General features: G+C 35.9%; 25 protein-coding genes. 18 read left to right on the plus strand and 7 right to left on the minus strand.

Features of this window, described 5'->3' with window-relative positions:
• The first annotated feature begins 46 nt into the window (after positions 1–46).
• Genes hemC through hemJ form a run of 8 tightly spaced genes read left to right on the plus strand, consistent with a single transcriptional unit; the run spans position 47 to position 7,733 of the window.
• Positions 47–1,645 carry a hydroxymethylbilane synthase gene (hemC, locus tag PEDSA_RS01145; RefSeq protein ID WP_013631311.1) on the plus strand — a complete coding sequence of 533 codons (1,599 nt, stop codon included), beginning with the start codon at positions 47–49 and terminating at the stop codon, positions 1,643–1,645.
• 18 nt (positions 1,646–1,663) lie between these two features.
• Complete coding sequence (gene hemB / locus PEDSA_RS01150) at positions 1,664–2,635, plus strand: porphobilinogen synthase (RefSeq protein ID WP_013631312.1); 972 nt, start codon at positions 1,664–1,666, stop codon at positions 2,633–2,635.
• 39 nt (positions 2,636–2,674) lie between these two features.
• Complete coding sequence (hemL, locus tag PEDSA_RS01155; RefSeq protein WP_013631313.1) at positions 2,675–4,045, plus strand: glutamate-1-semialdehyde 2,1-aminomutase; 1,371 nt, start codon at positions 2,675–2,677, stop codon at positions 4,043–4,045.
• Positions 4,046–4,048: 3 nt separating this feature from the next.
• Positions 4,049–4,912: a sensor histidine kinase gene (locus PEDSA_RS01160; RefSeq protein WP_013631314.1), complete on the plus strand. Its 864-nt coding sequence runs from the start codon at positions 4,049–4,051 to the stop codon at positions 4,910–4,912.
• A gap of 15 nt (positions 4,913–4,927) precedes the next feature.
• Positions 4,928–5,632 carry a response regulator transcription factor gene (locus tag PEDSA_RS01165; RefSeq protein ID WP_013631315.1) on the plus strand — a complete coding sequence of 235 codons (705 nt, stop codon included), beginning with the start codon at positions 4,928–4,930 and terminating at the stop codon, positions 5,630–5,632.
• On the plus strand, positions 5,632–6,147 hold the full coding sequence (locus PEDSA_RS01170) for a tetratricopeptide repeat protein (protein ID WP_013631316.1): 516 nt from the start codon (positions 5,632–5,634) through the stop codon (positions 6,145–6,147). Before PEDSA_RS01165 ends, PEDSA_RS01170 begins: the two co-directional genes overlap by 1 nt.
• Positions 6,144–7,178: a uroporphyrinogen decarboxylase gene (gene hemE, locus PEDSA_RS01175; protein WP_013631317.1), complete on the plus strand. Its 1,035-nt coding sequence runs from the start codon at positions 6,144–6,146 to the stop codon at positions 7,176–7,178. Before PEDSA_RS01170 ends, hemE begins: the two co-directional genes overlap by 4 nt.
• Before the next feature lie 9 nt (positions 7,179–7,187).
• Positions 7,188–7,733 carry a protoporphyrinogen oxidase HemJ gene (gene hemJ, locus PEDSA_RS01180; protein ID WP_013631318.1) on the plus strand — a complete coding sequence of 182 codons (546 nt, stop codon included), beginning with the start codon at positions 7,188–7,190 and terminating at the stop codon, positions 7,731–7,733.
• Between the two features lie 95 nt (positions 7,734–7,828).
• Here hemJ and PEDSA_RS01185 read toward each other — a convergent pair whose 3' ends face one another.
• Positions 7,829–8,029 carry a hypothetical protein gene (locus tag PEDSA_RS01185; protein ID WP_013631319.1) on the minus strand — a complete coding sequence of 67 codons (201 nt, stop codon included), beginning with the start codon at positions 8,027–8,029 and terminating at the stop codon, positions 7,829–7,831.
• A 167-nt stretch (positions 8,030–8,196) separates the two neighbouring features.
• Complete coding sequence (locus PEDSA_RS01190; protein ID WP_013631320.1) at positions 8,197–8,781, minus strand: RNA polymerase sigma factor; 585 nt, start codon at positions 8,779–8,781, stop codon at positions 8,197–8,199.
• Positions 8,782–9,108: 327 nt separating this feature from the next.
• On the opposite strand from PEDSA_RS01190, the gene uvrA reads away from it, so the two are divergent.
• The 9 genes from uvrA (at position 9,109) to PEDSA_RS01235 (ending at position 20,786) form a co-directional block, all read left to right on the plus strand.
• On the plus strand, positions 9,109–11,904 hold the full coding sequence (gene uvrA, locus PEDSA_RS01195) for an excinuclease ABC subunit UvrA (RefSeq protein WP_013631321.1): 2,796 nt from the start codon (positions 9,109–9,111) through the stop codon (positions 11,902–11,904).
• Between the two features lie 46 nt (positions 11,905–11,950).
• The gene (locus PEDSA_RS01200; RefSeq protein ID WP_013631322.1) at positions 11,951–13,123 is read left to right on the plus strand and encodes a trans-sulfuration enzyme family protein; all 1,173 of its coding nucleotides are present in this window, start codon (positions 11,951–11,953) and stop codon (positions 13,121–13,123) included.
• A gap of 1 nt (position 13,124) precedes the next feature.
• Positions 13,125–13,541 carry an OsmC family protein gene (locus PEDSA_RS01205; protein WP_013631323.1) on the plus strand — a complete coding sequence of 139 codons (417 nt, stop codon included), beginning with the start codon at positions 13,125–13,127 and terminating at the stop codon, positions 13,539–13,541.
• A gap of 24 nt (positions 13,542–13,565) precedes the next feature.
• Positions 13,566–14,000: an RrF2 family transcriptional regulator gene (locus PEDSA_RS01210; RefSeq protein WP_013631324.1), complete on the plus strand. Its 435-nt coding sequence runs from the start codon at positions 13,566–13,568 to the stop codon at positions 13,998–14,000.
• Between the two features lie 140 nt (positions 14,001–14,140).
• Complete coding sequence (locus tag PEDSA_RS01215) at positions 14,141–16,240, plus strand: nitrite reductase (RefSeq protein WP_013631325.1); 2,100 nt, start codon at positions 14,141–14,143, stop codon at positions 16,238–16,240.
• Between the two features lie 30 nt (positions 16,241–16,270).
• Complete coding sequence (locus PEDSA_RS01220; RefSeq protein ID WP_013631326.1) at positions 16,271–17,794, plus strand: TSUP family transporter; 1,524 nt, start codon at positions 16,271–16,273, stop codon at positions 17,792–17,794.
• A gap of 39 nt (positions 17,795–17,833) precedes the next feature.
• A complete protein-coding gene (locus PEDSA_RS01225) occupies positions 17,834–18,529 on the plus strand; it encodes a phosphoadenylyl-sulfate reductase (RefSeq protein WP_013631327.1) in 696 nt (231 codons plus the stop codon).
• A 119-nt stretch (positions 18,530–18,648) separates the two neighbouring features.
• Complete coding sequence (cysD, locus tag PEDSA_RS01230) at positions 18,649–19,539, plus strand: sulfate adenylyltransferase subunit CysD (protein WP_013631328.1); 891 nt, start codon at positions 18,649–18,651, stop codon at positions 19,537–19,539.
• On the plus strand, positions 19,539–20,786 hold the full coding sequence (locus PEDSA_RS01235; protein ID WP_013631329.1) for a sulfate adenylyltransferase subunit 1: 1,248 nt from the start codon (positions 19,539–19,541) through the stop codon (positions 20,784–20,786). The genes cysD and PEDSA_RS01235 overlap by 1 nt, the downstream gene beginning before the upstream one ends.
• Positions 20,787–20,838: 52 nt before the next feature.
• On the opposite strand, the gene PEDSA_RS01240 is transcribed toward PEDSA_RS01235, so the two are convergent.
• A complete protein-coding gene (locus PEDSA_RS01240; RefSeq protein ID WP_013631330.1) occupies positions 20,839–21,771 on the minus strand; it encodes a DMT family transporter in 933 nt (310 codons plus the stop codon).
• A 118-nt stretch (positions 21,772–21,889) separates the two neighbouring features.
• On the opposite strand from PEDSA_RS01240, the gene PEDSA_RS01245 reads away from it, so the two are divergent.
• On the plus strand, positions 21,890–22,513 hold the full coding sequence (locus tag PEDSA_RS01245; protein WP_013631331.1) for a LysE family transporter: 624 nt from the start codon (positions 21,890–21,892) through the stop codon (positions 22,511–22,513).
• 172 nt (positions 22,514–22,685) lie between these two features.
• Here PEDSA_RS01245 and PEDSA_RS01250 read toward each other — a convergent pair whose 3' ends face one another.
• The 4 genes from PEDSA_RS01250 to PEDSA_RS01265 are packed head-to-tail and all read right to left on the minus strand — an operon-like array spanning position 22,686 to position 25,442.
• A complete protein-coding gene (locus PEDSA_RS01250) occupies positions 22,686–23,678 on the minus strand; it encodes a bifunctional riboflavin kinase/FAD synthetase (protein WP_013631332.1) in 993 nt (330 codons plus the stop codon).
• Between the two features lie 11 nt (positions 23,679–23,689).
• Entirely contained in the window at positions 23,690–24,421 is a 732-nt protein-coding gene (gene truB / locus PEDSA_RS01255; RefSeq protein ID WP_013631333.1) for a tRNA pseudouridine(55) synthase TruB, read from the minus strand.
• On the minus strand, positions 24,421–25,215 hold the full coding sequence (locus PEDSA_RS01260) for an undecaprenyl-diphosphate phosphatase (protein ID WP_013631334.1): 795 nt from the start codon (positions 25,213–25,215) through the stop codon (positions 24,421–24,423). Before PEDSA_RS01260 ends, truB begins: the two co-directional genes overlap by 1 nt.
• Entirely contained in the window at positions 25,215–25,442 is a 228-nt protein-coding gene (locus PEDSA_RS01265) for a DUF3098 domain-containing protein (RefSeq protein ID WP_013631335.1), read from the minus strand. Before PEDSA_RS01265 ends, PEDSA_RS01260 begins: the two co-directional genes overlap by 1 nt.
• Between the last annotated feature and the right edge of the window lie 2 nt (positions 25,443–25,444).

Consider the following 25,444-nt stretch of genomic DNA (forward strand, 5'->3'; position numbering starts at 1 on the left):
TTTATCGCATCCTATTAAGTAAATTTACGGGAAATACTATACATCATTGGACAGAATATTTAAAATTGGTACAAGAGGTAGTGATCTCGCTTTATGGCAAGCCAATCACGTTGCTTCTAAACTAAATGAGGCAGGTTATCAGACAGAAATAAAAATCATTAAGACTCAGGGGGATAATATCCTTAATTTACGTCTTGATAAATTAGAGGGAAAAGGTTTCTTTACTAAAGAGTTAGAGGAACATTTACTTGCAGGCGACATTGATCTAGCCGTACATTCACATAAAGATTTACCTACTGAAAATCCCCCAGGTTTATTTATATCAGCAGTTTCCGAAAGAGAAGATCCATCGGAGGTTTTACTGATTTTAAAGGACTGTGTGGATACTTCTAAAAAGCTTTCGGTTAAGCATAACGGTTTGGTTGGAACTTCTTCCAATCGCAGACAATCGCAAATATCTTCTGTGAGACCTGATCTGGAATTTGAGGATTTAAGAGGAAACGTAAATACACGTATCCAAAAGCTTAGAGACGAAAATTATGATGCTATTGTTTTAGCAAAAGCAGGTGTTTCCAGACTGAATTTAGATTTGTCTGAATTTTATATCGAAACTATAGAACCTGTTGCTGAAATGATTCCTGCCCCTGCTCAGGGCGTATTGGCTGTGCAAATAAGGGAAGGCGATAGTGAACTGGATGCTGTTTTGAAAGAAGTAATTCATAACCAAGAGGTTGCCAATTGCATTTCTGTGGAGAGAAAGGTTTTGAATCTTTTTAACGGAGGTTGTCACATGCCACTTGGTTCTTACTGCAAAAAGGAAGACGATATATACAAAGTATGGACGTCTAAGGCAAACGAAGCAGAGGAATTTGTAGACAGGTTATATCTGGAGTCTGAAACTACGGAAGGACTTGCGGAAATTATTGTCAGCAAATTTGATTATCCGAATAGAAATTTGCCAAAAAAGGTATTTATATCAAGAGAACTATCTGAATACAGTTATTTCGCAAGGGCTATGGCTAAACACGAAATAGAAATAGATGCGAGGTCTTTGATTAAAACAGTTCCAACGATACATAAAATAGATTCTTACATTTTTAAGCATTTTGATTGGATATTTTTTAACAGTAAAAATGCCATAGAATACTTTTTTAATCTGGATCCGGTTTTACCTAAAAACATCAAGTTTGGCGTTGTAGGCAGAGGGTCTGAAGATGCTTTACGTTTAGTGGTAGGAAGAGTTCCGGATTTTATAGGGGAAAGTAGCGATACTGCTGAGATTGCCGAAGAGTTTGCTACTGTGGCGAATGGAACCAATGTTTTGTTTCCTTTGGCAAAAGATTCTTTAAGAAGCATTGTAAAAGGACTTTCTCCGGATACTAAAATTAAGGAACTGGTTGTTTACGAAACAATTTTATTGGATGACGTAGATAAGAGTTATGCTGATGTGCTTGTTTTTACTAGCCCGTCCAATGTTGAAGCATATTTTGAAAATAATCTTTTGGATCCTGAACAAAAAATTGTTTCTATAGGCGCATCTACAGGTAAGAAATTGGAAGAAATTAATATTACATCTTATATTTTACCTGCTTCTCCAGACGAAATTGGTTTAGCGGAGGCAGTGTTTGGTATAGATATTAAGTAAAATAAAAATAAACAAAATATGTTAAGCAGACCAAGAAGAAATAGAAAATCTCAGGTGATTAGGGATATGGTGCAGGAGAATCATTTAAGAGCTTCCGATTTAATTTTTCCGTTGTTTATTATTGACGGACAAAATAAAAAGACAGAGGTTTCTTCGATGCCGGGGATTTATAGATATTCTATAGACTTGCTTTTAAAAGAAGTGGAGTCCTGCATGAATCTGGGTTTGAAAACTTTTGATCTTTTTCCAAATATTGAAGAGTCTAAAAAAGACAAATTTGCCACGGAAAGCTTAAATAAGGACGGAATTTATTTGAAGGCAATCCGTGAGGTAAAAAAGTATTTTCCTGAATCTTGCGTTATCACCGACGTTGCTATGGATCCTTACAGCTCTGATGGGCATGATGGCTTGGTAGAGAACGGAGAAATTTTAAATGATGAGACATTGGATATTCTGGCGGAGATGTCATTGGCACATGCGGAAGCTGGGGCGGATATCATTGCTCCTTCTGATATGATGGATGGCCGTGTTGGATATATACGTGAAGCTCTGGATTCGCAGGGTTTTACAAATACTTCGATTATGTCTTATACCGCTAAATATGCAAGTGCGTTTTATGGCCCTTTTAGAGATGCGTTAGAGTCGGCTCCTAAATTTGGCGATAAAAAGACTTATCAAATGAATCCGGCTAATCAACGGGAAGCTTTAATAGAAGGAGCTTTTGATGTTGAAGAAGGGGCAGATTTTCTAATGGTAAAACCTGCTTTGGCTTATCTGGACGTTATTAAACTTTTAAAGGATAATTTTGATTTGCCAATTGCGGCGTATAATGTTAGTGGTGAATATGCGATGATTAAAGCTGCTGTACAAAAAGGATGGTTAGAAGAAAGCCGAACAATAACGGAAGTGTTAATGGGGATGAAACGAGCTGGTGCGGATGTTATTTTGACGTACCATGCTAAGGAGGTCCTTGAAAAGGGCTGGATTTAATTTGCTTATACAATTTATTAATACTCAATTCTATATATAATGTTCGATTCTCTTAAGAATATGTTGTCGGGAAATGACGGAGATAATACCGTTTCAAACAAAGAAAAGCGAGAAATTGTGAGGGAAAAATCTGCGGCTTTGTATGAAAAGGCAAAAACCTTTTTCCCTGGAGGTGTAAATTCTCCGGTTAGGGCTTTTAAATCTGTTTACGGAACGCCATTGTTTATTGAAAAGGGAGACGGATGTTTTTTATGGGATGCAGACGGAAACAAATTTGTTGATTTCTGCTGTTCCTGGGGCCCTTTGATTTTAGGTCATAATCATCCTAAAGTTAGAGAAAAAGTTATTGAGGTTATGCAGAACGGAATGTCTTTCGGAGCACCAACTGCTTTAGAAAACGAATTAGCGGGGTTGATTGTCAATAACAATAAATATATAGAGAAAATTAGGTTTACAAGTTCTGGTACTGAAGCTGTGATGTCTGCTATTCGTTTAGCCAGGGGAGTAACAGGAAGAGATAAAATTATCAAATTTGAAGGTTGTTATCATGGTCATTCTGATTCGCTTTTAGTAAAAGCAGGATCGGGTTTGGTAACTTTTGGCGAGACATCATCGGCCGGAATTCCAAAAGCGTTTGCTAACGAAACAATAGTTGTACCTTTAAATGATAGAGAAGCAATCTCAGAAGCGTTTAAAACCTTTGAAAGCCAAATTGCAGCAATTATTATTGAACCGATTCCGGCTAATAACGGACTTTTATTGCAAGACAGGGAGTATCTTGAATTTTTAAGAAATATCACTAAAGAAAATGGTACATTATTGATTTTTGATGAGGTTATTTCGGGATTTAGAGTAGGTTTTGAAGGTGCGGCAGGTTATTACGATATCCAACCTGATATCGTTACCTACGGAAAAATTATTGGTGGAGGATTGCCCGTAGGGGCTTATGCTTCTTCTTCTGAAATTATGTCGCATATATCACCTGATGGAGGTGTTTACCAGGCAGGTACATTATCAGGAAATCCGGTAGCAATGGCTGCAGGTATTGCTCAATTATCTGAATTGTTAAAGTCAGGGTTTTATAAAGAGCTAAATGCGAAAACGCAGGAATTTGCTGAGTCTATCCAACGTTATGCTTCGGCTAAGAATTATAAATTAAAGGTTTTCAAAATTGGTTCAATTTTCTGGATTTCCTTTACAGATAAAGATAAAATACAAAGTGCACATGATATTGACGCAGGTGGTATGGATAAGTTTAAAGAAATGCACAAAGAATTACTAAACCGGGGTGTATATTTTGGACCATCTGGTTACGAGGTAGGCTTTATTTCTTCTGCGCATAATAAAATGGAATTGGAGAAGGTAAAACGTACGATTTTTGAAGTTTTGGATATCATTTTCAAAAAGTAAGATATGAGACCACTAACCATTTTTTATGTCATTGTTTTCTACGTTATAGCGCAGCTATTCTGGTGGGCGACTTTGTTAATTGCATATAATCCGGTTAGAAAGTGGATGGTTGTTGGAGAAGGTGTGGTTTTCCTTTCGTTAATGACTTTAGGTGCTATTATGTTACATAAGGCATTTAACAGAGAGCGCAGAATGAATGTGCAGAAAAAGAATTTTCTACTATCTGTTACCCACGAATTGAAATCGCCGCTGGCATCTATAAAGCTTTATTTACAAACCATTATGAAAAGGGATTTGGACAAGGAAACGCAACGCGGTTTCATTAGAAAATCTCTTTTGGATATCGAAAGATTAGATGATATGGTGGAAAATATGCTATTGGCGTCTAAAATTGAAAATAACTCTTATTCTTTTCCAAAAGAAAATTTTAATTTTTCTGAACTGGTAGATCGGGTTGTAGGAAGATTGCAAATTCATGTTTGCAGTAAAGAGGCTTTGGTTACGAATATTGAACCTGATGTTTTTGTTGAGGGAGACAAATTTTCATTAAGTGCGGTGGTATCGAACCTGATTGAAAATGCTGTGAAATATTCGGCTGAATGTGATCCGATTTTTGTTGGTGTTTCTAAATTACCAAATGGGAAGGTTTCATTTAAGGTGGCAGATTTAGGAATAGGAATTTCGGATGAGGAAAAGCCTAAAATATTTAATAGGTTTTATAGAGTTGGTAGCGAGGAAACTCGTAAAACTAAAGGTACTGGTTTGGGGTTATTTATTGTGAAGCAGGTGTTGGATAATCACCAGGCGCAGATAAAAGTTAAAGATAACACGCCAAGAGGAACTGTTTTCGAAGTTCTATTGGATTAAAAAAACGTATTTATCATGATAAATAAACAAAGAATTTTATTGATGGAAGATGAAGAACATCTTCTGGAAGCTATTAAATTGAACCTTGAGATGGAAGGCTTTTTTGTCAGAGCGGTTACTGATGGAAAGAAGGCTTTAAAGGTTTTCAAGGAAGAAAAATTCAATTTGATAATCCTTGATGTTATGGTTCCTGAAATTGATGGATTTCAAGTTGCCGAAACCATTAGATTAGAAAACTCAGAGGTTCCAATTATGTTTCTAACCGCTAAAAATACTTCTGAGGATAGAATTACAGGGTTAAAAAAAGGTGCTGATGATTATTTAACTAAGCCTTTCAATCTGGAAGAGCTAATTTTAAGGGTAAACAACCTGATTAAAAGGAGCATGAAAGGTGACGATTTGAAAGAGCTGAATTCTTATAAAATAGGAGATAAGACTATTTATTTTAACTCTTATGAATTGAAAAATGAAGATGGTACAATTACTCCATTAACTAAGAAGGAAACCATGCTGTTAAAGCTGCTGATCGAGCGAAAAAACGAAGCTGTTTCGAGAGAGCAAATCTTGGAAACGGTTTGGAATTATGACGTTTACCCATCAACAAGAACAATAGACAACTTTATACTTACATTTAGAAAGTATTTTGAGCCAGATCAAAAGAACCCTATATATTTCCACTCAATTCGTGGCGTAGGATATAAATTTACAGACGCAAATTAATGTTTACCAACGGAGCAAGGGGTTTAGTTTGCGTACTTTTAGCTTTGACGGCCTTGTTGGCCGCTTATTTCAAAGTCTATGAAATAACAATTTTAGCTGTTTTTTTCATAGGCTATGTTATTTGGGGCTATTATAAAGAAGGAACGGTTGTTTTAGCTGCAAAACAGTATAAGAACGGAGACTTTGGAAAAGCTAAAGAGCTTTTGTATTCTATTAAGAATCCTCAAAGGTTGAGTAAAAAAAGGCTTCCTTATTATGAGTTTATTTTAGGAAGCATAGCACTTAAGGAATCTGATTATGAAGAAGCGGAAGCTCATTTGAGCAGGGCAGCTTTTTTAGGATTAAGAGCAGGTGATATCATTTCCTCCTTGCTGCATTTGGCTAACATAGCCTTAAGAAAAGGAGAGAAAGAAAAAGGCTTGGCCTGGTTGGCAGAAACGGAAGATTTACCTCTAACATCAAGACAAAAAAGTATTATAGAAAACATAGAAAAGGAGTTAAAGAAAATTAAATGAAAAATTCGTTATTTATTAAGGCGGCTTTATCACAGGAAACAGAACGTCCACCGGTTTGGATGATGCGTCAGGCAGGACGATTTATGCCCGAGTATTGGGAAATTAAGAATAAATATTCATTTCTCGAAATGTGCAAAACTCCTGAAATTGCTGCAGACGTTACGATGCTTCCAGTAGATTTATTGGGCATTGATGCTGCAATTTTGTTCTCTGATATTTTGGTAACTGGAGAGGCTATGGGCGGACAGCTAAGTTTTGAGCAAGGTGTAGGACCTCGGTTTGCTAATCCGGTACAAAACTTAAAAGATGTTGAGGCTTTGGAAGTCGACGTGTTGGATAGGCTTCAGTATGTGGCCGATGCGATTAGGGTTATTCAGAGCCGTTTATCTAAGTTGGGCGATCAACAAATTCCATTAATTGGTTTTGCTGGTGCTCCTTTCACGGTGATGAGTTATTTGGTTGAGGGTGGATCTTCTAAAGATTTTAAAAAAACCAAGTTATTTATGTTTAACCAGCCTGAAGCTGCACATAAATTATTACAGAAAATTGCAGATGTTACGGTAGATTATTTGAATATGCAAATTGCTGCCGGAGTAAATGCTGTTCAGATTTTTGATAGTTGGGCTCTTGCGTTAAGCTGGGACGATTACAGAGAGTTTTCTCATCAATATATTCAAAACATTATTTCCAGGTTGAATCGTACAGTTCCTGTAATCTCTTTCTGTAAAGGAAGTTCGGTTTTTGCACCTATAATGGCCGAAGCCAAACCGGATGTAGTTTCTGTTGACTGGAATGCAGATATTAGAAATATTAAATCAAAGCTACCACAAGGTATAGCGGTTCAGGGAAATCTGGATCCTTTTGTTCTTTACGCAGATAAAGCGGTTATCAAAGACAGAATTTTAAGAATTATCGAAAGAATGAGAGGTGAAAAAGGATTCATCTTTAATTTAGGGCATGGAATTATGCCAGATATTCCTTTTGATAATGTTAAATATGCGGTAGAGGTAATTAAAGAATTCAGATATTAATATTAGTCAATGTACAGATACGTTTTAGCCGTTCATATCATTTTTATGGTCAGTTGGATGGCTGGCTTATTTTATATCGTTAGACTTTTTATCTATCATACCGAGGCGAATGAAAAGCCTGAGCAGGAGCGCAAGATATTGCATAGTCAATTTCAGCTAATGGAGTCGAAATTATGGAACATTATTACTACTCCAGCTATGGTATTGACTGTACTTGCCGGAATAACCATGTTGTATTTAAACTTGGGACTGCTGTCTTTGGGTTGGATGCATGTTAAGTTGACTTTTGTTTTAGGACTACTGATTTATCATTTCAGATGTCAGGTAATCATGAAACAATTGCGAAAAGGTGAATTTAAGTTAAGCAGTACGCAATTGCGTTTTTGGAATGAATTGGCGACTATATTCTTAGTGGCAATAGTTTTTACTGTAATTCTAAAAAGTGCGATAGACTGGCTTTATGGGCTTATAGGTTTGATTGTGTTTGCTGTGGTTGTTATGAGTGCGGTTAAGATTTATAAATATTACAGGTTAAAAAAACGTAAAGAACTCTAAGAAATACGCAAAGAGCGCAAAGAATTTTGCTTTAGAAAGAACCGTAAGCAGTTTGTAAAATAAAAGGAGAAGCATTTTTTGCTTCTCCTTTTATTTTACAAAGACCTTGAATAATCCAAAATTCTTGAAATCGTTTCTTCTGATGGAGATTTAATCAATTCATCTAAATTTGGAGATATCTTTTTGTAAAAATCCTTTTCTAAATCTGTAATATTTTCCATAAAATTACCTTTTATGTCTTTTTCAACGGATCCGTTGTCAATAGTAGAAGTTTCCATCATATATCTTGTTTTCATGTTTTATATCATTAGAAACGGCAACAATACTGAGTTATTTTATGAAAATCAAAATAAATTAAACTTTGTGTAGTATTTTGGGAAATAGTGTGAATTTTTGTGTATGTGCGGAAGTATAGGAAAATAAAAAAGGGAAAATTTAATTTTTCCCTTTTGTTTTCATGCAATTAGCTTTTTAATAGCATCTCTTTTTCTGCTATCATTTTTCTAAGATTATTCAAAGCATATCTCATTCTACCCAGTGCGGTATTGATACTCACATTGGTTAAATCGGCAATCTCTTTAAAAGAGAGCTCGCCAAAATGTCTCATAATCAATACTTCTTTTTGTTCCGATGGCAAATGATGGATAAGCTTTTTAATATCACTATAAGTTTGCTCTTTAACCATTTTGTCTTCGGTACTTTCGTCCGCTATACCTAAAACATCAAAAATATCGAAGCCGTCGCTATTTACAATAACAGGAGATCTTTTTTGTTTCCTGTAATGATCAATAACAAGATTATGCCCAATTCTTAATGCCCAAGGCAAAAACTTTCCCTCTTCATTGTATTTTCCAGCTTTAAGAGTGTTTATAATTTTTATAAACGTATCCTGAAAAATATCCTCAGCTAAATACTCATCTTTAACAAGTAGATAGATGGAAGTATAGATTCTTGATTTATGTCTTTTGATAAGCTCAGTTAAAGCAGCCTCAGTACCATTAATATACAGATGTATTAATTCTTGGTCTGTTTTAAGATGAAAGCCCATAATTCTCCTCCTTAATTCTGTTTAGTTTATGTTATTAAGTAGAGCTTTTTTCCTATAGGCGTTTCCTTGTTGTTTGATCTTAATTAATGTTTGGCCAAATGAAATAATAAAATCAGAAAAAACAAAATTTAAAATGTTAATAATTATAAAATGTTTGTGATAAGTTACAATAAGTTGATTTGCAGCTTATTCATCTTTAAGTGTTCTATCTAAACAATTTATTTCAAATATTAGTCAAAAAAACAGTACGGTTAAAAAAACAATTTTATAAGCCGTATTTTTGTAAGATATAAATCTTGGCAAAAGGTTTAATTTGGAACACAAAGCATGATAGAAAATAAAGATTCTGCAAAGAATATTCTAATAAAAGGAGCAAAAGTACATAATCTCAAAAACATAGATGTAGCTATTCCGAAGAACGAATTAGTCGTTATTACTGGAATGTCGGGTTCTGGAAAATCGTCTTTGGCATTTGATACTTTATACGCAGAAGGGCAAAGGCGATATGTTGAAAGTTTGTCATCTTATGCCAGACAGTTTATGGGGAGGATGAATAAACCTGATGTTGATTATATCAAAGGGATTGCCCCGGCGATAGCGATTGAGCAGAAGGTTATTACTTCCAATCCACGTTCGACAGTGGGCACTTCTACAGAAATATATGACTACCTGAAATTATTATTCAGCAGAATAGGGAAGACAATTTCTCCGATATCTGGAAAGGAAGTGAGAAAAGATACGGTAACTGATGTTGTAAATTATATAACGGATTTACCTGAAGAAACTACAGTAACTGTTATTTGTCCGCTGCATCCTCAAAATAACAGAACGTTGAAAGAAGAATTGGCAATCTTACTTCAGAAAGGTTTTGTTAGAGTAATGCTGAAAGGCGCAATTCGTAAAGTTGAAGATATTATAGAAGACGAAACTGTAGAAAATAAAGAGCTACAGCTTTCTGACGAATTATATATTATTATCGATAGGATTGTTACCAACAAGGAAGATGAAACTTTAAGCAGAATAGCAGATTCTGTACAGACAGCTTTTTTTGAAGGTAAGGGTGACTGTTATGTGGATTTTGAAGGCGAAAGACGACATTTTTCTGATCGTTTTGAGCTGGATGGTTTAAAGTTCGAAGATCCTGTCCCCAATTTTTTTAGTTTCAATAATCCATATGGAGCTTGTCCAACCTGTGAAGGCTACGGAAAAGTTATTGGAATAGACGAAGATTTGGTTATTCCGGATAAGTCAAAGTCGGTTTATGACGGTGCTATAGTACCATGGCGAGGAGAAAAGATGAGGGAATGGGCAGATAAACTGATAAAAAATGCTTCTAAATTTGATTTTCCGATCCATAGACCTATTGCTGATCTGACTAATGAGCAACGAGCACTTTTGTGGACCGGAAACCGTTATTTTAATGGTTTAAGTGACTTTTTTAAATATTTAGAAGAGCAGACTTATAAGATTCAATATCGTGTGATGCTTTCGAGATACAGAGGAAAAACGAATTGTCCGGATTGTAAAGGAACAAGATTGAGAAAAGATGCGACTTATGTTAAAATCAAAGATCAATCGATCTCCGATTTGGTATTAATGCCTTTAGATAAGTTACTGGCCTTTTTTGACGATTTGGAGCTTGACGAAAGAGAACAAGTTATATCTAAGCGGTTGCTGCTCGAGATTTCAAATAGAATTAAGTTTTTAAATGAAGTAGGGTTGGGGTACCTGACTTTAAACCGTTTGTCGAATACTTTGTCCGGTGGCGAATCGCAACGGATAAATCTGGCAACATCTTTAGGGAGCTCTTTAGTAGGCTCAATTTATGTGCTGGACGAACCTAGCATTGGTCTGCATCCGAAAGATACTAACAGACTGATAGGTGTACTGAAATCTTTAAGAGATGTAGGAAACACTGTTTTGGTGGTTGAACATGAAGAGGAGATGATGAAGTCTGCGGATCATATTATTGATATTGGTCCGGAAGCTGGTTCAAATGGTGGAAATCTTGTTTTCGAAGGAAGCTTTAAGGAAATATTGAAAGACAAAAACAGTCTTACCGGAAAATACCTGAACGGAGATTTAAAGATAGATATTCCTATAAGAAGACGTAAAGCATTGGATTTTGTAACTATTAAGGGAGCCAGAGAAAACAATCTTAAAAATGTAACTGTACAATTTCCTTTGGGAGTTTTAACGGCCGTAACGGGAGTCTCAGGCTCCGGAAAGACATCTTTGGTTAAACGTGTGCTGTATCCGGCTTTACAAAAAGTTTTAGGTAATTATTCTGGTGAACAAACCGGTGCATATGACGGGATTGAAGGTGCATATGATTTATTGGCCCAAGTAGAATTGATTGATCAGAATCCAATAGGCCGATCCTCCAGATCGAATCCTGTAACTTATGTGAAAGCCTGGGATGAAATAAGAGCATTGTACGCTTCGCAATCTTCAGCCAAAGCAGCAGGATTGAAACCAGCAGCATTTTCATTTAATGTTGAAGGTGGGAGATGTGATATTTGCCAGGGTGAAGGAGAAGTTAAAATTGAGATGCAGTTTATGGCAGATATTTATTTGCCATGTGAAGCATGCAATGGAAAACGCTTTAAACAGCATGTTTTAGATATCACTTATAAAGAGAAAACTGTTTCTGAAGTTTTAGATATGACTATCGATGAAGCTTTGGAGTTTTTTAAGGATGAGCAAAAAATATTAAATAAATTGCAGCCGCTTGCTGATGTTGGGCTGGGGTATGTTAAATTAGGACAATCCAGTAATACATTGTCTGGAGGTGAGGCACAGCGTATAAAACTGGCTTCTTTTCTTATTAAAGGGAATAACAGTAATAAAAGTCTTTTTATTTTTGATGAACCGACTACCGGATTGCATTTCCATGATATCAAAAAACTGTTGAAATCTTTCGAAGCGTTGATTGAGCAGGGAAACTCCATTATCGTTATCGAACATAATATGGATGTGGTTAAATGTGCCGATTGGGTCATTGATATTGGACCCGAAGGTGGAGATAATGGAGGTCATGTTGTTTTTGAAGGGACTCCGGAAGATCTTATTAAAGAAGAAAAGTCTTATACAGGCGAATATTTACAGGACAGGTTTTTATAAAAAATATAAATTTGCCCGTAATCAGAAAAGGCAAATAACTAAATCAATGAAAGAAGAGTCAAAGCTTATCAGAACCCAAGCTAAAAGGTCTGAAAACAGAGAGCACTCAGTGCCTCTTTATCTTACTTCAAGTTTTATTTTCGACGATGCTGAGCAAGGTAGAGCAATTTTTGCAGATGAAATAGAGGGAAACGTATATTCAAGATATTCCAACCCAAACACATCAGAGTTTATTGATAAGGTGTGCGCATTGGAAGAGGGAGAAGCCGGATTGGCATTTTCGTCGGGAATGGCAGCAGTTTTTGCTTCGTTTGCAGCTTTATTGAAGAGTGGTGATCATGTTGTTTCATTTCGTTCGGTATTTGGTTCAACTCATCAATTACTCACTACTTTATTTCCAAGATGGGGAATAACCTCAACTTATGTGGATGCATCTAATCCGGAAGGAGTATATGACGCTATTCAAGAAAATACAAAGATGATCTTTTTAGAGACGCCGTCTAATCCAGGTTTGGAACTGGTTGATTTGGAGTGGCTTTGTAAAATCAAGGAGAAGCATCCGAATATTATTATCAATGTAGATAATTGCTTTGCTACGCCATATTTGCAAAAGCCTTTGAAATATGGAGTTGATATTGTTAGCCATTCCGCTACAAAATATATGGATGGTCAGGGAAGAGTGTTAGGAGGTGTGGTCGTTGGACGGAAAGATCTTATCAAGGAAATGATGTTCTTTATAAGACATACGGGCCCGGCAATGTCGGCTTTTAATGCATGGTTGTTATCTAAAAGTTTGGAAACTTTGCCATTGAGAATGGACAGACATTGTAGTAACGCATTGGCTGTTGCCGAGTTTTTAGAGACGATGAGTGAGGATATTGAAGTTGTAATGTATCCGCATTTACCTTCGCATCCGCAGTATGAACTTGCAAAAAAACAAATGAAGCAAGGTGGCGGCATCGTTACTTTTGTTGTTAAAGGTGGGGCAAAAAGAGCATCGGAATTTTTAGATTCTTTGAATATGATTTTATTTTCATCAAATCTTGGTGATTCGAGATCTATAGCAACTCACCCTGCAACAACAACACACTCGAAGTTGAGTGAGCAGGAAAGACAAAATATTGGTATCTTTCAAGGAACAATACGATTGTCTGTTGGGTTAGAAAATATTGATGATTTAAAACACGATTTAGAACAAGCATTAAAGAAATCCAGATAATATGAAAGTTGAACTCCAACGTAAAAATCAAGCGGTTCATTTCGAAGCTAAAGGCACTGCTACAGACGTAACAGTTAAAATAGACGGTTCTCCTGAAATTGGAGGCGAAGGATTAGGTGTAAGACCAATGGAGTTGGTACTTATGGCACTCGGATCTTGTAGCTCATTAGACTTGTTAGCTATTTTAAAAAAACAAAGACAACAGGTTGATGATTTGCAGATGGAAGTTTCTGCTACAAGAGCTGACGCCATACCGGCAGTATTTAAAACCATCCACATCACTTTTAAGTTTAAAGGTGATTTAGATCAAAAAAAAGTAGAAAAAGCTGCTGAATTAGCAGTAAAAAAATATTGTTCTGTCCATGATATGTTAGCCGCAGGTGGTGTGGAAATAACATATTCGGTGGAAATTGAATAATTAAGGATATTTGGGAGTAACCATATGTTATCTAAAAAAACTAAGTACGGAATAAGGGCTTTAATAGCGCTGGGAGAACATTATGATAAAGAACCAGTGAATATTTCCTTTATAGCAGAAACGGAGAAAATACCTAAGAAATTCTTAGAACAAATTTTGTTGGAGCTAAGGAATGCCGGCTTTCTGTATAGTAAGAAAGGAGCGGGAGGTGGTTATTCTTTGTTAAAAAATCCTAAGGATATCAATTTAGTACAGGTAATGAGAATTACCGGTGGACCCATAGCGCAGCTTCCCTGTGTTAGTTTGAATTTCTATCAGCGTTGTGAAGAATGCAAAGACGAAGAAAATTGCGGTATCAGAGATACTTTTAGAGATGTTCGCGATGCTACTCTGAAGATTTTGTCCGAAACTACTATTGCAGATTTAATTGCGAAAGAAAAGGGACTGCCAAGGGACTAAAAAAAATGCAAATAAAGTCTACTAAATCCGTATACATTATATATATTTGTAGGATAATAGTTTAGGCTATTTGTTAAGTGGTGTAGAATGTAGAATTTGAGTTCTTTAGTATCAATAAAAAGAACTTTTTAAATAAAATTATGCAAAGTTTTAGAAGTGAATTGGAAAATCCTTTGGTGGCAAAGGAAATCATAGACTTAGAGAAAAAGATCAGAGCCTTTCGCGAAGGCAAAATACACGATGAAAAGTTTAGAAGTTTACGATTGGCGAGAGGGATTTACGGTCAACGTCAGCCGGGGGTACAAATGGTACGTATCAAGATACCGTTTGGTAAAATCACTTTTAAGCAAATACTTAAAATAGCAGACGTTTCTGATGAGTATGCATCAAAAAATCTGCATTTTACAACACGTCAGGATATTCAAATTCACTATGTTAGTTTAGATAGAACACCTGAGTTATGGGCTAAGCTGGCTGAAGACGATATCACCATTCGCGAAGCTTGTAGTAATACTGTTAGAAACGTCACGGCGTCATGTACAGCGGGTATAGATCCGGCAGAGCCTTTTGATGTTTCTGCTTATGCACATGGTTTCTTTAAATATTTCTTAGGGAATCCAGTAAGTATGGAGTTGGGAAGAAAATTTAAGTTTGGTTTTTCTTCAAGTGAAGAAGATACGGCTTTCTCTTTTATCCATGATATTGGTTTTATACCAAAAGTGAAGTATGAGAATGGTGAAGAAATAAGAGGTTTCAAGGTCCTTTTAGGCGGAAGTTTAGGTGCTCAGCCATATATCGGTCAGTTAGTAACAGATTTTATGCATGAGGATTTAATTATTCCTTTCTCTGAAGCTGTTTTACGTGTATTTGACAGATACGGTGAACGTACTAATAGAAATAAAGCCAGATTAAAATTCTTGCTTAATAAAGTGGGATTTGAAGAGTTTTTGAAAATGGTAGAAGAAGAACGTGTATCTACCAAAGTAAAAACTTATAAAATTGATACAAGTGTTATTGATACTCCGAATATTCCGGAGCCAGTGGAGATAACAGTAGAAATACCGGCTTACAAGCAATTAGCGTATGAAATGTGGTCGGCAACCAATGTTTTTCAACAAAAGCAGGAAGGTTTTTATGGTGTATTTGTAAAGGTTAAAACCGGAGATATGTCTACTGAAAAGGTTCGCAAATTTGTTGAAGCTGTGAGACCTTTAATTGCTGACGAAATGAGGGTTACAATTAATCAGGGCTTATTGCTTAAATATGTTAGGAAAGAGGCGTTACCTGCATTGTACCTGATTTTGGATGAATTAGGTTTATCTGAGCCAGGGCATAACAGTGTTGCCGATGTAACAACTTGTCCGGGAACAGATACCTGTAATTTGGGTATTTCAAACTCTATGGAGTTATCAAGAGTATTGGAAGCTTTGGTACACGAGGAGTATGAGGATTTTGTTTACAACAAAGAAATCAAAATAAAGATTAGTGGTTGTATGAACAGCTGTGGCCAGCATGGTATAGCTCATATTGGTTTCCATGGAAGTTCCATGAAAGTGAATGGGAAAATTATGCCAACTGTACAGGTACTATTGGGTGGTGGTGCTGTTGGAAATGGCGAAGGCAGAGCGGCGGATAAAATAATTAAAGTTCCATCTAAAAGAGCGCCACAGGTTTTAAGAACTATCCTTGACGATTATAGGATTAAAGGTGAATCTTTTGGAAGTTTCTTGAATTACTATGACGGGCTTGGAAAGGATTATTTCTACCAGCTATTAAAGCCAATTGCAGATCAGGAAACAGTAACCGACGAAGATTTTATAGACTGGGGACAAAACGAAGATTTTGTAAGAGCTATCGGTGTAGGAGAATGTGCGGGTGTAGTTATTGATTTGGTGGCCACATTAATCTTCGAAACAGAGGAGAAATATGGTTGGGCATTAGAGGCATATGATCAGCAATTATGGTCGGACGCTATTTATCATGCTTATAATACTTTGGTAAGTGGAGCTAAAGCCGTTCTATTAGATAAAGGTATAAGCCAAAGTACGCAAATAGGTATAATCAAAGCTTTTGATGAACATTCTGCTGCTGAATTTGATGTTGACGGATTTGAAAATCTGGTTTTACAGATTAATAAATATGAACCTTCGCAAGAATTTGCAGAAGCTTATTTAGCACAGGCAAGAGATTTCCTTGAAAAAGTGAAATCCTTTAGAGGAAGAACAGAACAAGTAGGTTAATAGTGTTCATGTAAAAAAGCTAATGAATTTATGCTAGCTGGAACAGAGGATTTGGAAATATTGGAAAAACAGGGTAACCAGCTTTTTCCAATATTTCTTAAGTTAGAGAATTTTAATACTTTATTAGTCGGGGCAGGAAATGTGGGCTTGGAAAAGCTGGAAGCTATGTTGGCTAATAGTCCCCATGCTGCCATAACAATAGTTGCTGATAGGGTTTTAGAAAGCGTAAATTCATTAGCCGATAATTTTCCTCAATTGCAAATTCACCAACGTGTTTTCCAATCTTCTGATTTGGACAATAAAGAATTGGTGGTGTTGGCAACGGATAACCACGAATTACATAAAGAGATTCATAAGCTTTGTAAAGAAAAAGGAATACTGCTTAACGTAGCAGATACTCCGGAGCTTTGCGATTTTTACTTAGGTTCGATAGTAAAAAAAGGTAATCTGAAAATAGCTATTTCTACGAATGGAAAATCCCCGACTATTGCAAAACGTATAAAAGAGGTTTTAAACGATAATATCCCCAGTGAAATTGATGAGTCTTTGGAGAATATTAATAAACTTAGAAATACGCTTTCGGGAGATTTTACAGAAAAGGTAAAAAAGCTGAATGAAATTACAGCAGGTTTAGTAACTAAAGATGAGACTAAAGGGTATATAACGCCTAAAAAGCTAAGCTTTATTATTTGGTCTATTGTAGTTGTATTCTGCGCGATTTTGTTTGTCACTCTTTACGAAAGAGACCCCGAGTTTAATACATTTATTAATAATGTAAATCCGGAGTTTTATAAGTTTTTAGCGGCGGGTTTTGTGTTTGCGATGATAGACGGAGCCATAGGTATGTCATACGGTGTAACTACAACGACATTTTCACTATCCATGGGGATTCCTCCTGCGTCTGCAAGTACCGGAGTTCACATTTCTGAAATTTTAAGCAATGGGATAGCGGGATGGATGCATTATAAAATGGGTAATGTAAACAAAAAGTTGTTTAAACTTTTGGTTGTTGCAGGAATAATTGGTGCCGTTACGGGCGCTTACCTTTTATCATCTTTAGAACATTATAGCCATTATACAAAGCCGATAATTTCTGTCTACACTTTTTCTTTGGGAGTATTGATATTAAGAAAAGCATTTTTAGCTCAGCAAAGAGCAAAGAAAAAAATTAAAACAAAGAAAATTACGAAGATAAAGCCGTTGGGTTTTTTCGGAGGATTTATAGATGCAGTAGGAGGCGGAGGTTGGGGGACCATTGTACTTTCTTCATTAATAGCTGGAGGAAGACATGCAAGATTCTCATTGGGATCGGTAAAATTGAGTAGATTTTTTATTGCACTAATGAGCTCACTAACATTTATTACTATGTTAGATAATCTTCATTGGTATGTGGTATCCGGACTGGTTTTAGGAAGCGCAATTGCATCACCAATAGCTGCGAAAGTTTCGAATAAAATATCTGCCAAATCTATTATGGTTGCGGTAGGTGTTATTGTAATACTGGCAAGTTCCAAAAATATTATAGGTTTTATTCTAAGCTTTTTTAGGTCGTAAATACGAGAAGATAATCGTAATTTTGCACATTTAAAAATCATGGACAGAGCAAACGAGGTAAAAGAATTAATAAAAGGACTTACTGAAGAGTCTTTGGCTGTTTTAGCCGAACATTTTGCCGGAGATATAGTATTTTCTACAAGTTTTGGTTGGGAAGATCAGGTTATTTCGCATATGATTTTCAGCAAAAATTTGCCAATTGATGTATTCACTTTAGATACTGGCAGGTTCTTTACTGAAACTTATTATGTATGGAACAGAACATTAGAAACTTATCAAAAACCTATTCATACTTTTTACCCGGATGCGAAACTATTACAGGAATTTGTAACGGAAAAAGGGCCTAACAGTTTTTACGAAAGTGTAGAAAACAGGAAAACTTGTTGTGGAATTAGAAAAGTAGAGCCTTTAAACCGCGCTTTAAAAGATAAAAAGATTTGGATTACTGGCATAAGAGCGGAGCAATCTTTAAATCGCACAGATATGGATTGGGTAGAATGGGACGAAGCTCATCAGTTGGTAAAAGTACACCCCATATTCTTCTGGACATTGGATGAAGTGAAAGCTTATGTTTCAGAACATCATATTCCGTATAATCCATTGCATGATAAAGGTTTCCCAAGCATAGGTTGTTCACCTTGTACCCGAGCGGTAGCGCCAGGCGAAGATTTTAGAGCCGGGAGATGGTGGTGGGAAGACCAAAGTAAGAAAGAGTGTGGCTTGCATAGTAAATAGTATCAAGTAGTAAGTATCAGGTACTAGAATCTAATATAAGATGAAGTGTACTTGTTAGGTAGTAGAATATAAAGAATAAAAGCTTTAAGCCTTTTGCTTTTAGCTTTAAGCTTAAAAATATGGATTATTTAGATCAGTTAGAGGCAGAAGCGATTGCCATTTTAAGAGAAGTAGCGGGGCAGTTCGAGAAACCTGCACTTTTGTTCTCGGGAGGTAAGGATTCAATTACTTTGGTGAAATTGGCAGAAAAAGCTTTCCGTCCGGGTAAGTTCCCTTTTCCTTTAGTACATATCGATACAGGACATAACTTTCCTGAAACAATTGAGTTTAGAGATAAACTTATAGCGGATTTGGGAGAGAAATTAGTTGTCGGTTATGTTCAGGATTCGATCGATCAGGGAAAGGTAATCGAGCAAACAGGGAAAAATGCCAGCAGGAATCAATTGCAAACAGTTACATTATTAGATACTATTGCTGCGGGCGGATATGATGCTTGTATAGGTGGGGCGAGACGCGATGAGGAAAAAGCAAGAGCTAAAGAACGCATTTTTTCTGTAAGAGATGAATTTGGACAATGGGATTCAAAACGCCAGCGTCCGGAACTTTGGAATACTTACAATGGAAAAATCCATAAAGGAGAAAATGTACGTGTTTTCCCTATTAGTAACTGGACAGAACTAGATGTATGGAATTATATTAAAAGAGAAAATATAGCGTTACCATCAGTTTATTTTTCTCATGAAAGAGACTGTATCTTGAGAAATGGACAATGGATGGCTGCATCTGAATATATGAATATGGATGATGAAGATATTGTTGTAAGAAAGCAAGTTCGTTTCAGAACTGTGGGAGATATGACATGTACAGCAGCCGTAGAATCTGAAAAAACAGATATTGACGATATTATCCAGGAAATAGCTCAGTCTAAAATCTCTGAGAGGGGAGCGAGAATGGATGATAAGGTTTCTGAAGCAGCAATGGAAGAACGTAAAAAAGGAGGATATTTCTAATGGATATTTTAAAGTTTATTACAGCAGGTAGTGTAGATGATGGTAAAAGTACACTTATCGGTAGATTATTGTACGATACTGGATCTGTATTACAAGATCAATTAGAAGCTATCCAGCGTTCGAGCAGAAAGAATGATGACGGTACTGTTGATTTAGCTATTTTAACTGATGGTTTGAAAGCGGAACGTGAGCAGGGAATTACCATTGACGTAGCTTATAAATACTTTCAGACGGACAAAAGAAAGTTCATTATAGCTGATACACCTGGGCATATTCAATATACAAGGAATATGGTTACAGGCGCATCTAATGCCGATTTGGCTATTATTTTGGTTGATGCCAGAAAAGGTGTAATCGAACAAACTATTCGCCATACTTACTTAGTTTCCTTATTAGGGTTAGAGCATGTTGTTCTTTGTGTGAATAAGATGGATATGGTAGACTATAGCGAAGAGGTTTTTAATAATATTAAAGCGGCTTACGAAGAACTTATCGCAAAAGTAAATGTAAAACATGTACACTATTTACCAGTTTCGGCATTAAGGGGCGATAATATTGTTAGCAAATCTGTTTATACTCAATGGTATGATGGATTGCCTTTATTAGATTACCTTGAAACAGTACCTGTAAGGGAGGAAGATAAAAATTTACCAGCCAGATTTCCGGTTCAATGGATTATCAGACCTCAAACAGCGGAATTGCCGGATTACAGAGGTTATGCCGGTAGAGTGGCCAGCGGAGCTTTCAAGGTAGGAGATAGCGTAAAAGTTCTTCCAAACGGAATGCGTTCTAAAATTGAAAGAATAGAAACTTACGATGGAGATTTAGATGTAGCTGAAGAAGGTAAATCTGTAACAATTCATTTAGCTGATGATATAGACATTTCCCGTGGAGATATTATTTCTGAAGTGGAAAGATTGCCGATGCTAAGCAATCAGATAGAAGCGGATATCTGTTGGATGGATACCAGAGAGTTAGATACTTCTGCGACTTATTTTATTCAGCATAATAGTAAAGTTACAAGATGCAAAATTCAGGAAATTCTATATAAGGTAAATATTAATACCCTGGAAAAGGTAAATGCAGATTTCTTTGGATTGAATGATATAGGCAGGGTTGAAATTAAAACAGCGGATGAATTGGCATTTGATGCTTTTGAAAAAAATAAAAGGAATGGCGGCGCTATTATTATCGATAGCAGGACAAATGTAACAGTAGGTGCTTTAATGTTGAGAGCAGCACTGTAATAGTATTTCTTTACAAATACAATGGAGGGCTTAAGATTATTCTTAAGCCCTTTTATCGTTTTACAGAAACTAGGGAATAATAATATATTCCCAATATGATAACCAAAATCCCAATACAGCCTAATAAAGAAGGGAATGCTGCGTTTAGAAACAATATCTCTGCAATTAGCGTAATAACTATCTCGATGGATTGGGTCGCTTCTACAGCACCTAAAGCTTCGGCATTATTACCGGCCATTTCTGTGGCTTTAAAAAATATTACTGTGGCTATAATGGTAGAAAATAATGAAATCAAACCAGACTGTATGATCTGGTTTTCGGAGGGAAAGCCACTTCTTTCGTAAGCTATTGCTGATATGATAAACCACAAAGGCATGGATCCTAAAGTCATACAGGCTACTCGTTGTATAGGAGAAAGCTTGGTACTTGAACGCTCTTGATACAATAGTATTTTTCGATTTCCTAAAGGAAAGAATATAGCCGCTAAAATAACCAGAAGTGTCCCCAATATTAAAGAAGAGGAGCTTTCGCGTTGTATCTCCCCAATTTGGGACAGCAGAACTCCTGATAAGATGATTGTACTTGCATAAAGTGCTTTTTGGGGAATTTTCCTTCGGTTATCTTTATAAATAAACGGAGATAAAAATAAACCCGCTATTATAGTTGTTTGAAAAGTACCGGCTATTAACCATGCTGGGCTGATAGCTGCGGCAGCTGTTAAACAAAGATAAAAAAGGCCAAATCCGACAGTGCCCCAGAGCAACCAAGGGCCAGGACTTTTGAAGAAGGAAGAAAAGAGAATTTTTGCTTCTTTATTGAAAAGTGCTATCAATAGTATAATAGGTAAAGTAATAATATATCTTAAGCTGGCACTCCAAAGAAAATCTCCTCCAGATAAAGCCATACTTTTATTGAAAATATACGTTGCACTAAAGAAAAATGCGGAAACCAGTCCAAAAAGTATAGCTTTATTAGTTTGCCCCATACTTGTACAAAAAAGCAATTTATTTTTTGGTTTTTTATCATGTCATTTCGAAAAGTTATTATGTGAAAATCACATAAATGATGTTGCAAATCCAGAATAGCAACCTATATTTGCATCCATGCTTCTTCAGAATCTAATTGTAGCTATTGTTGTCAATTTTATAGGATATCTTCCTTTTGGTAATATCAATTTAACAGCCATTCAGATTTCTTCAAACAGGGGCTTAAAACAAGCATTAACTTTCGTCACAACCTTTGCCATTTTCGAGGCATTTTTTACTTATATTTTATTACAATTTGCTGAGTGGTTTGCTGATAGAAAAGATCTTATTCATTGGTTAGACTGGGTGTTGGTTGTCATTTTTTTGATTTTGGGTATGAGCGCATGGCGGTCGGGGGGTAACCAGAATTTTAAAGAAAAGGAAAAATATAGTAAACGCGATAGTATACGTTTAGGAATCGTATTAGGGATTTTTAACCCAATGCAAATACCTTTTTGGATGATAGGCGGCACTTATTTAATTTCTAACGGATGGGTTGTTGCTGATAATTTGGGTTTAGAAGTTTTTGCTGTCGGAGCTGCAATTGGCGCATTTTTAGCGCTTTATCTATTCGCCAGATTTGCTCTTTATATTAAAGAAAAATTTTCTTTAAGCAGTAAGGCTATCAACAAAACGGTAGCTGTAATCTTCTTTATATTGATATTCGTTCAACTAGGCAAGATCTATTTCTCTGCTATGTAGAAATATTTGATGAGCAAATGCAAATGTTGTAACAATTTAGCTGTATAGTTTTTTGTTGAAAATAAGCCGGTACATTTGTAATGTTTAACAGCGGATATTGCTGTTTTTATTAAACATAAAAATCTACATATACACTAACACTAAAAAGTTCTTCTATTATAGGAGAACTTTTTTATGTGCTGAACTTTTCTAAAACTGCAATTTTATCGTTAGCAAGTTGATTTTTTAGTTCGTCTAATGAACTGAATTTGATATCGTGACGAATGAAATGCCAGAAAACTAACTTTATTCTGCTGTGGTATATATCCTCATTGAAGTCGAAAATATTTACTTCAATATTCTGGCTCATCCCGTTTATCGTTGGACGGTGTCCGATATAAGCCATACCCAGAAATTTATTATTTCCCGAGGTGTTTTCTGTCCCATAAGGATTGATAATTTCCTGATTTTTATTCTTTACAGAGGAATCGACAAAAACTTCTACTGCATAAATTCCATCGCTGGGAATAAGTTTATATTCTTCTTCAATAAACAGATTAGCCGTAGGGTAGCCTAGAGTCCGGCCTATTTGATCTCCCTTAATAACCTTTCCATTTAGTTGGAAAGCATGTCCAAGAAATTCATTGGCATGATGAACATCTCCGTTTTTTAAAGCCTCTCTAATTTTAGTAGAAGAAATGGTTATTTCATTAATATCCTGCTCGGGAATCTCGGTAACCTGGTATCCATAAGTTTTAGCATAGGTTTGTAATTCAGGTAAACCACCAGAGCGGTCTTTCCCAAATCTATGGTCGTATCCGATAACAATGCTTTTAGTCCCTATTTTATCAACCAGTATATTTTTTATATATTCTTCAGGAGAAAGATTTGAAAAATCTCTCGTAAAAGGTGTAATAATTAAATGATCTACTCCCAATTGCTTTAATAGTTCTGCCTTTTCGGGCATAGTTGTGATTAGCTTTAAACTGTGATCTTCGGGGTGTAAGATCATTCTTGGATGTGGGAAAAACGTAAGAATAACAGTTTCTCCGTTTATCCTTTTAGCTTCTTCTTTTAATTGGGAGATTATCTTTTGATGTCCAATGTGCACACCGTCAAAGGTGCCAATAGTGACAGTAGCATTTTCTATAGGAATAAATTCATCAATGTGATTGTATATTTTCATTCCTCAGGTAATTATTTGAATTCAGGATCTTGTTTAATTTCCTTAATATGATTTACCAGCTCCATTATTTCGAAAGCATTATCTATGCGGAAATTTCCACTTTTTGTTCTTCTCAATTTAGATAAATGAGCACCAATGCCTAATTGTTTTCCAAAATCGTGTGCCAGCGATCTTATATATGTACCTTTTGAACAAACAACCCTGAAATCTACTTCGGGAAGTTCAATTCTGGTAATTTCGAATTCTGTGATACTTACTTTTCTGGCAGATACCTTGACTTCTTCGCCGCGCCTGGCTTTTAAATACAAACGTTCTCCGTCTTTTTTTAAGGCCGAATGGATAGGAGGAAACTGTTCTATATCTCCAATAAAATGTTTTGTGTTTTCTTTTATCTGATTTTCGGAAATGCCTGAAATATCAAAAAACTGATCTGGTTCGGTTTCCAGATCGTAAGATGGTGTAGTACTGCCTAAAGTGATAGTTCCGGTATATTCTTTCTCCTCAGCTTGAAAAGAATCGATCTGTTTGGTGAGTTTTCCTGTACAGATAATCAATAGGCCCGTCGCCAGTGGATCTAAAGTTCCAGCATGGCCAACTTTTAACTTCAAAGGTTTTAAACTATTACGCAGTTTTCCTACGATATCGAAGGATGTCCATTTATAAGGTTTGTTTATTAATAAAACTTCCCCTTGTGTAAAGTTAAACGTTGGATAAATTTTGTTTTTTTCTATTTCTTCGCTCATTACATCACCTGCAAATTACTTCCGCTTAATAACAAAGCTAAAATAATTCCTCCCACAATTATTCTGTATATACCAAATGCCTTAAAACCGTATTTACTTACGAAACCGATAAAGCTTTTTATAGCAATAATAGCTACAATAAAGCCAACTATGTTACCTATAACAAGCAGGTTAATTTCTTGTCCTGACAGTGTATTTCCATGTTTGAAGAAATCATACAGCTTTTTTGCTGTCGCACCAAACATTGTAGGAACCGCCAAAAAGAAAGAAAATTCCGCGGCAGCTTTTCTGGTTAGTTTTTGTGCCATCCCACCAATAATGCTTGCGCCAGATCTGGAAACTCCCGGAATCATTGCAATACATTGGTAAAGACCTATTTTAAAAGCTGTAGGATAGCTTATTTCGTTAGTGTCGTTTACTGTACCTTTATTGAACCATTTGTCTGCATAAAGCAAAATAACCCCGCCGATAAGCAGGGAAATAGCTACAGCTAAAGGACTTTCCAGTAACTCGTCTATTTTATCCGAAAACAATAATCCAAAAATAACTGCTGGTAAAAAGGCAACAAATAATTTGAAATAAAAATCAAAAGACTGGAAAAATCTTTTGAAATAAAGTGCTACTACCGAAAGTATGGTACCCAACTGTATGGCTACCGTGAAAAGTTTTACGAAATTATCAGATTGAATGCCCATTAAAGAAGAGGCAATAATCATATGCCCTGTAGAAGACACTGGTAAGAACTCAGTTAATCCCTCAATAATAGCCAAAATGATGGCCTCAATAGTATTCATTATTTGTTAAAGGAGTTCTTTTTTAAAATAGCATAAAAACCAAGTCCAAATCCTCCGATGACAACTATAGGTGCAAGGATTATTTTTCTGAAACTGTAGATGTCCGTATCTCCCGACATCAGAGCAAAGCCTACAATAACAATAAGAATACTGATAATTAAAATTTGGTAATTGCTTTTGTCAAAGACGAAATTAACCTTGTTTTTATTCTGAGATTGATTAATCATGT

The organism is Pseudopedobacter saltans DSM 12145 (assembly GCF_000190735.1).
GTDB classification, from domain to species: domain Bacteria; phylum Bacteroidota; class Bacteroidia; order Sphingobacteriales; family Sphingobacteriaceae; genus Pseudopedobacter; species Pseudopedobacter saltans.

Bases quoted from the DNA above. Each gene is read 5' to 3' on its own strand.
- hemB (WP_013631312.1), top strand. From the start codon at position 1,664: ATGTTAAGCAGACCAAGAAGAAATAGAAAATCTCAGGTGATTAGGGAT.
- hemL (WP_013631313.1), top strand. From the start codon at position 2,675: ATGTTCGATTCTCTTAAGAATATGTTGTCGGGAAATGACGGAGATAAT.
- PEDSA_RS01160 (WP_013631314.1), top strand. From the start codon at position 4,049: ATGAGACCACTAACCATTTTTTATGTCATTGTTTTCTACGTTATAGCG.
- PEDSA_RS01165 (WP_013631315.1), top strand. From the start codon at position 4,928: ATGATAAATAAACAAAGAATTTTATTGATGGAAGATGAAGAACATCTT.
- PEDSA_RS01170 (WP_013631316.1), top strand. From the start codon at position 5,632: ATGTTTACCAACGGAGCAAGGGGTTTAGTTTGCGTACTTTTAGCTTTG.
- hemE (WP_013631317.1), top strand. From the start codon at position 6,144: ATGAAAAATTCGTTATTTATTAAGGCGGCTTTATCACAGGAAACAGAA.
- hemJ (WP_013631318.1), top strand. From the start codon at position 7,188: ATGTACAGATACGTTTTAGCCGTTCATATCATTTTTATGGTCAGTTGG.
- PEDSA_RS01185 (WP_013631319.1), bottom strand. From the start codon at position 8,029: ATGAAAACAAGATATATGATGGAAACTTCTACTATTGACAACGGATCC.
- PEDSA_RS01190 (WP_013631320.1), bottom strand. From the start codon at position 8,781: ATGGGCTTTCATCTTAAAACAGACCAAGAATTAATACATCTGTATATT.
- uvrA (WP_013631321.1), top strand. From the start codon at position 9,109: ATGATAGAAAATAAAGATTCTGCAAAGAATATTCTAATAAAAGGAGCA.
- PEDSA_RS01200 (WP_013631322.1), top strand. From the start codon at position 11,951: ATGAAAGAAGAGTCAAAGCTTATCAGAACCCAAGCTAAAAGGTCTGAA.
- PEDSA_RS01205 (WP_013631323.1), top strand. From the start codon at position 13,125: ATGAAAGTTGAACTCCAACGTAAAAATCAAGCGGTTCATTTCGAAGCT.
- PEDSA_RS01210 (WP_013631324.1), top strand. From the start codon at position 13,566: ATGTTATCTAAAAAAACTAAGTACGGAATAAGGGCTTTAATAGCGCTG.
- PEDSA_RS01215 (WP_013631325.1), top strand. From the start codon at position 14,141: ATGCAAAGTTTTAGAAGTGAATTGGAAAATCCTTTGGTGGCAAAGGAA.
- PEDSA_RS01220 (WP_013631326.1), top strand. From the start codon at position 16,271: ATGCTAGCTGGAACAGAGGATTTGGAAATATTGGAAAAACAGGGTAAC.
- PEDSA_RS01225 (WP_013631327.1), top strand. From the start codon at position 17,834: ATGGACAGAGCAAACGAGGTAAAAGAATTAATAAAAGGACTTACTGAA.
- cysD (WP_013631328.1), top strand. From the start codon at position 18,649: ATGGATTATTTAGATCAGTTAGAGGCAGAAGCGATTGCCATTTTAAGA.
- PEDSA_RS01235 (WP_013631329.1), top strand. From the start codon at position 19,539: ATGGATATTTTAAAGTTTATTACAGCAGGTAGTGTAGATGATGGTAAA.
- PEDSA_RS01240 (WP_013631330.1), bottom strand. From the start codon at position 21,771: ATGGGGCAAACTAATAAAGCTATACTTTTTGGACTGGTTTCCGCATTT.
- PEDSA_RS01245 (WP_013631331.1), top strand. From the start codon at position 21,890: ATGCTTCTTCAGAATCTAATTGTAGCTATTGTTGTCAATTTTATAGGA.
- PEDSA_RS01250 (WP_013631332.1), bottom strand. From the start codon at position 23,678: ATGAAAATATACAATCACATTGATGAATTTATTCCTATAGAAAATGCT.
- truB (WP_013631333.1), bottom strand. From the start codon at position 24,421: ATGAGCGAAGAAATAGAAAAAAACAAAATTTATCCAACGTTTAACTTT.
- PEDSA_RS01260 (WP_013631334.1), bottom strand. From the start codon at position 25,215: ATGAATACTATTGAGGCCATCATTTTGGCTATTATTGAGGGATTAACT.
- PEDSA_RS01265 (WP_013631335.1), bottom strand. From the start codon at position 25,442: ATGATTAATCAATCTCAGAATAAAAACAAGGTTAATTTCGTCTTTGAC.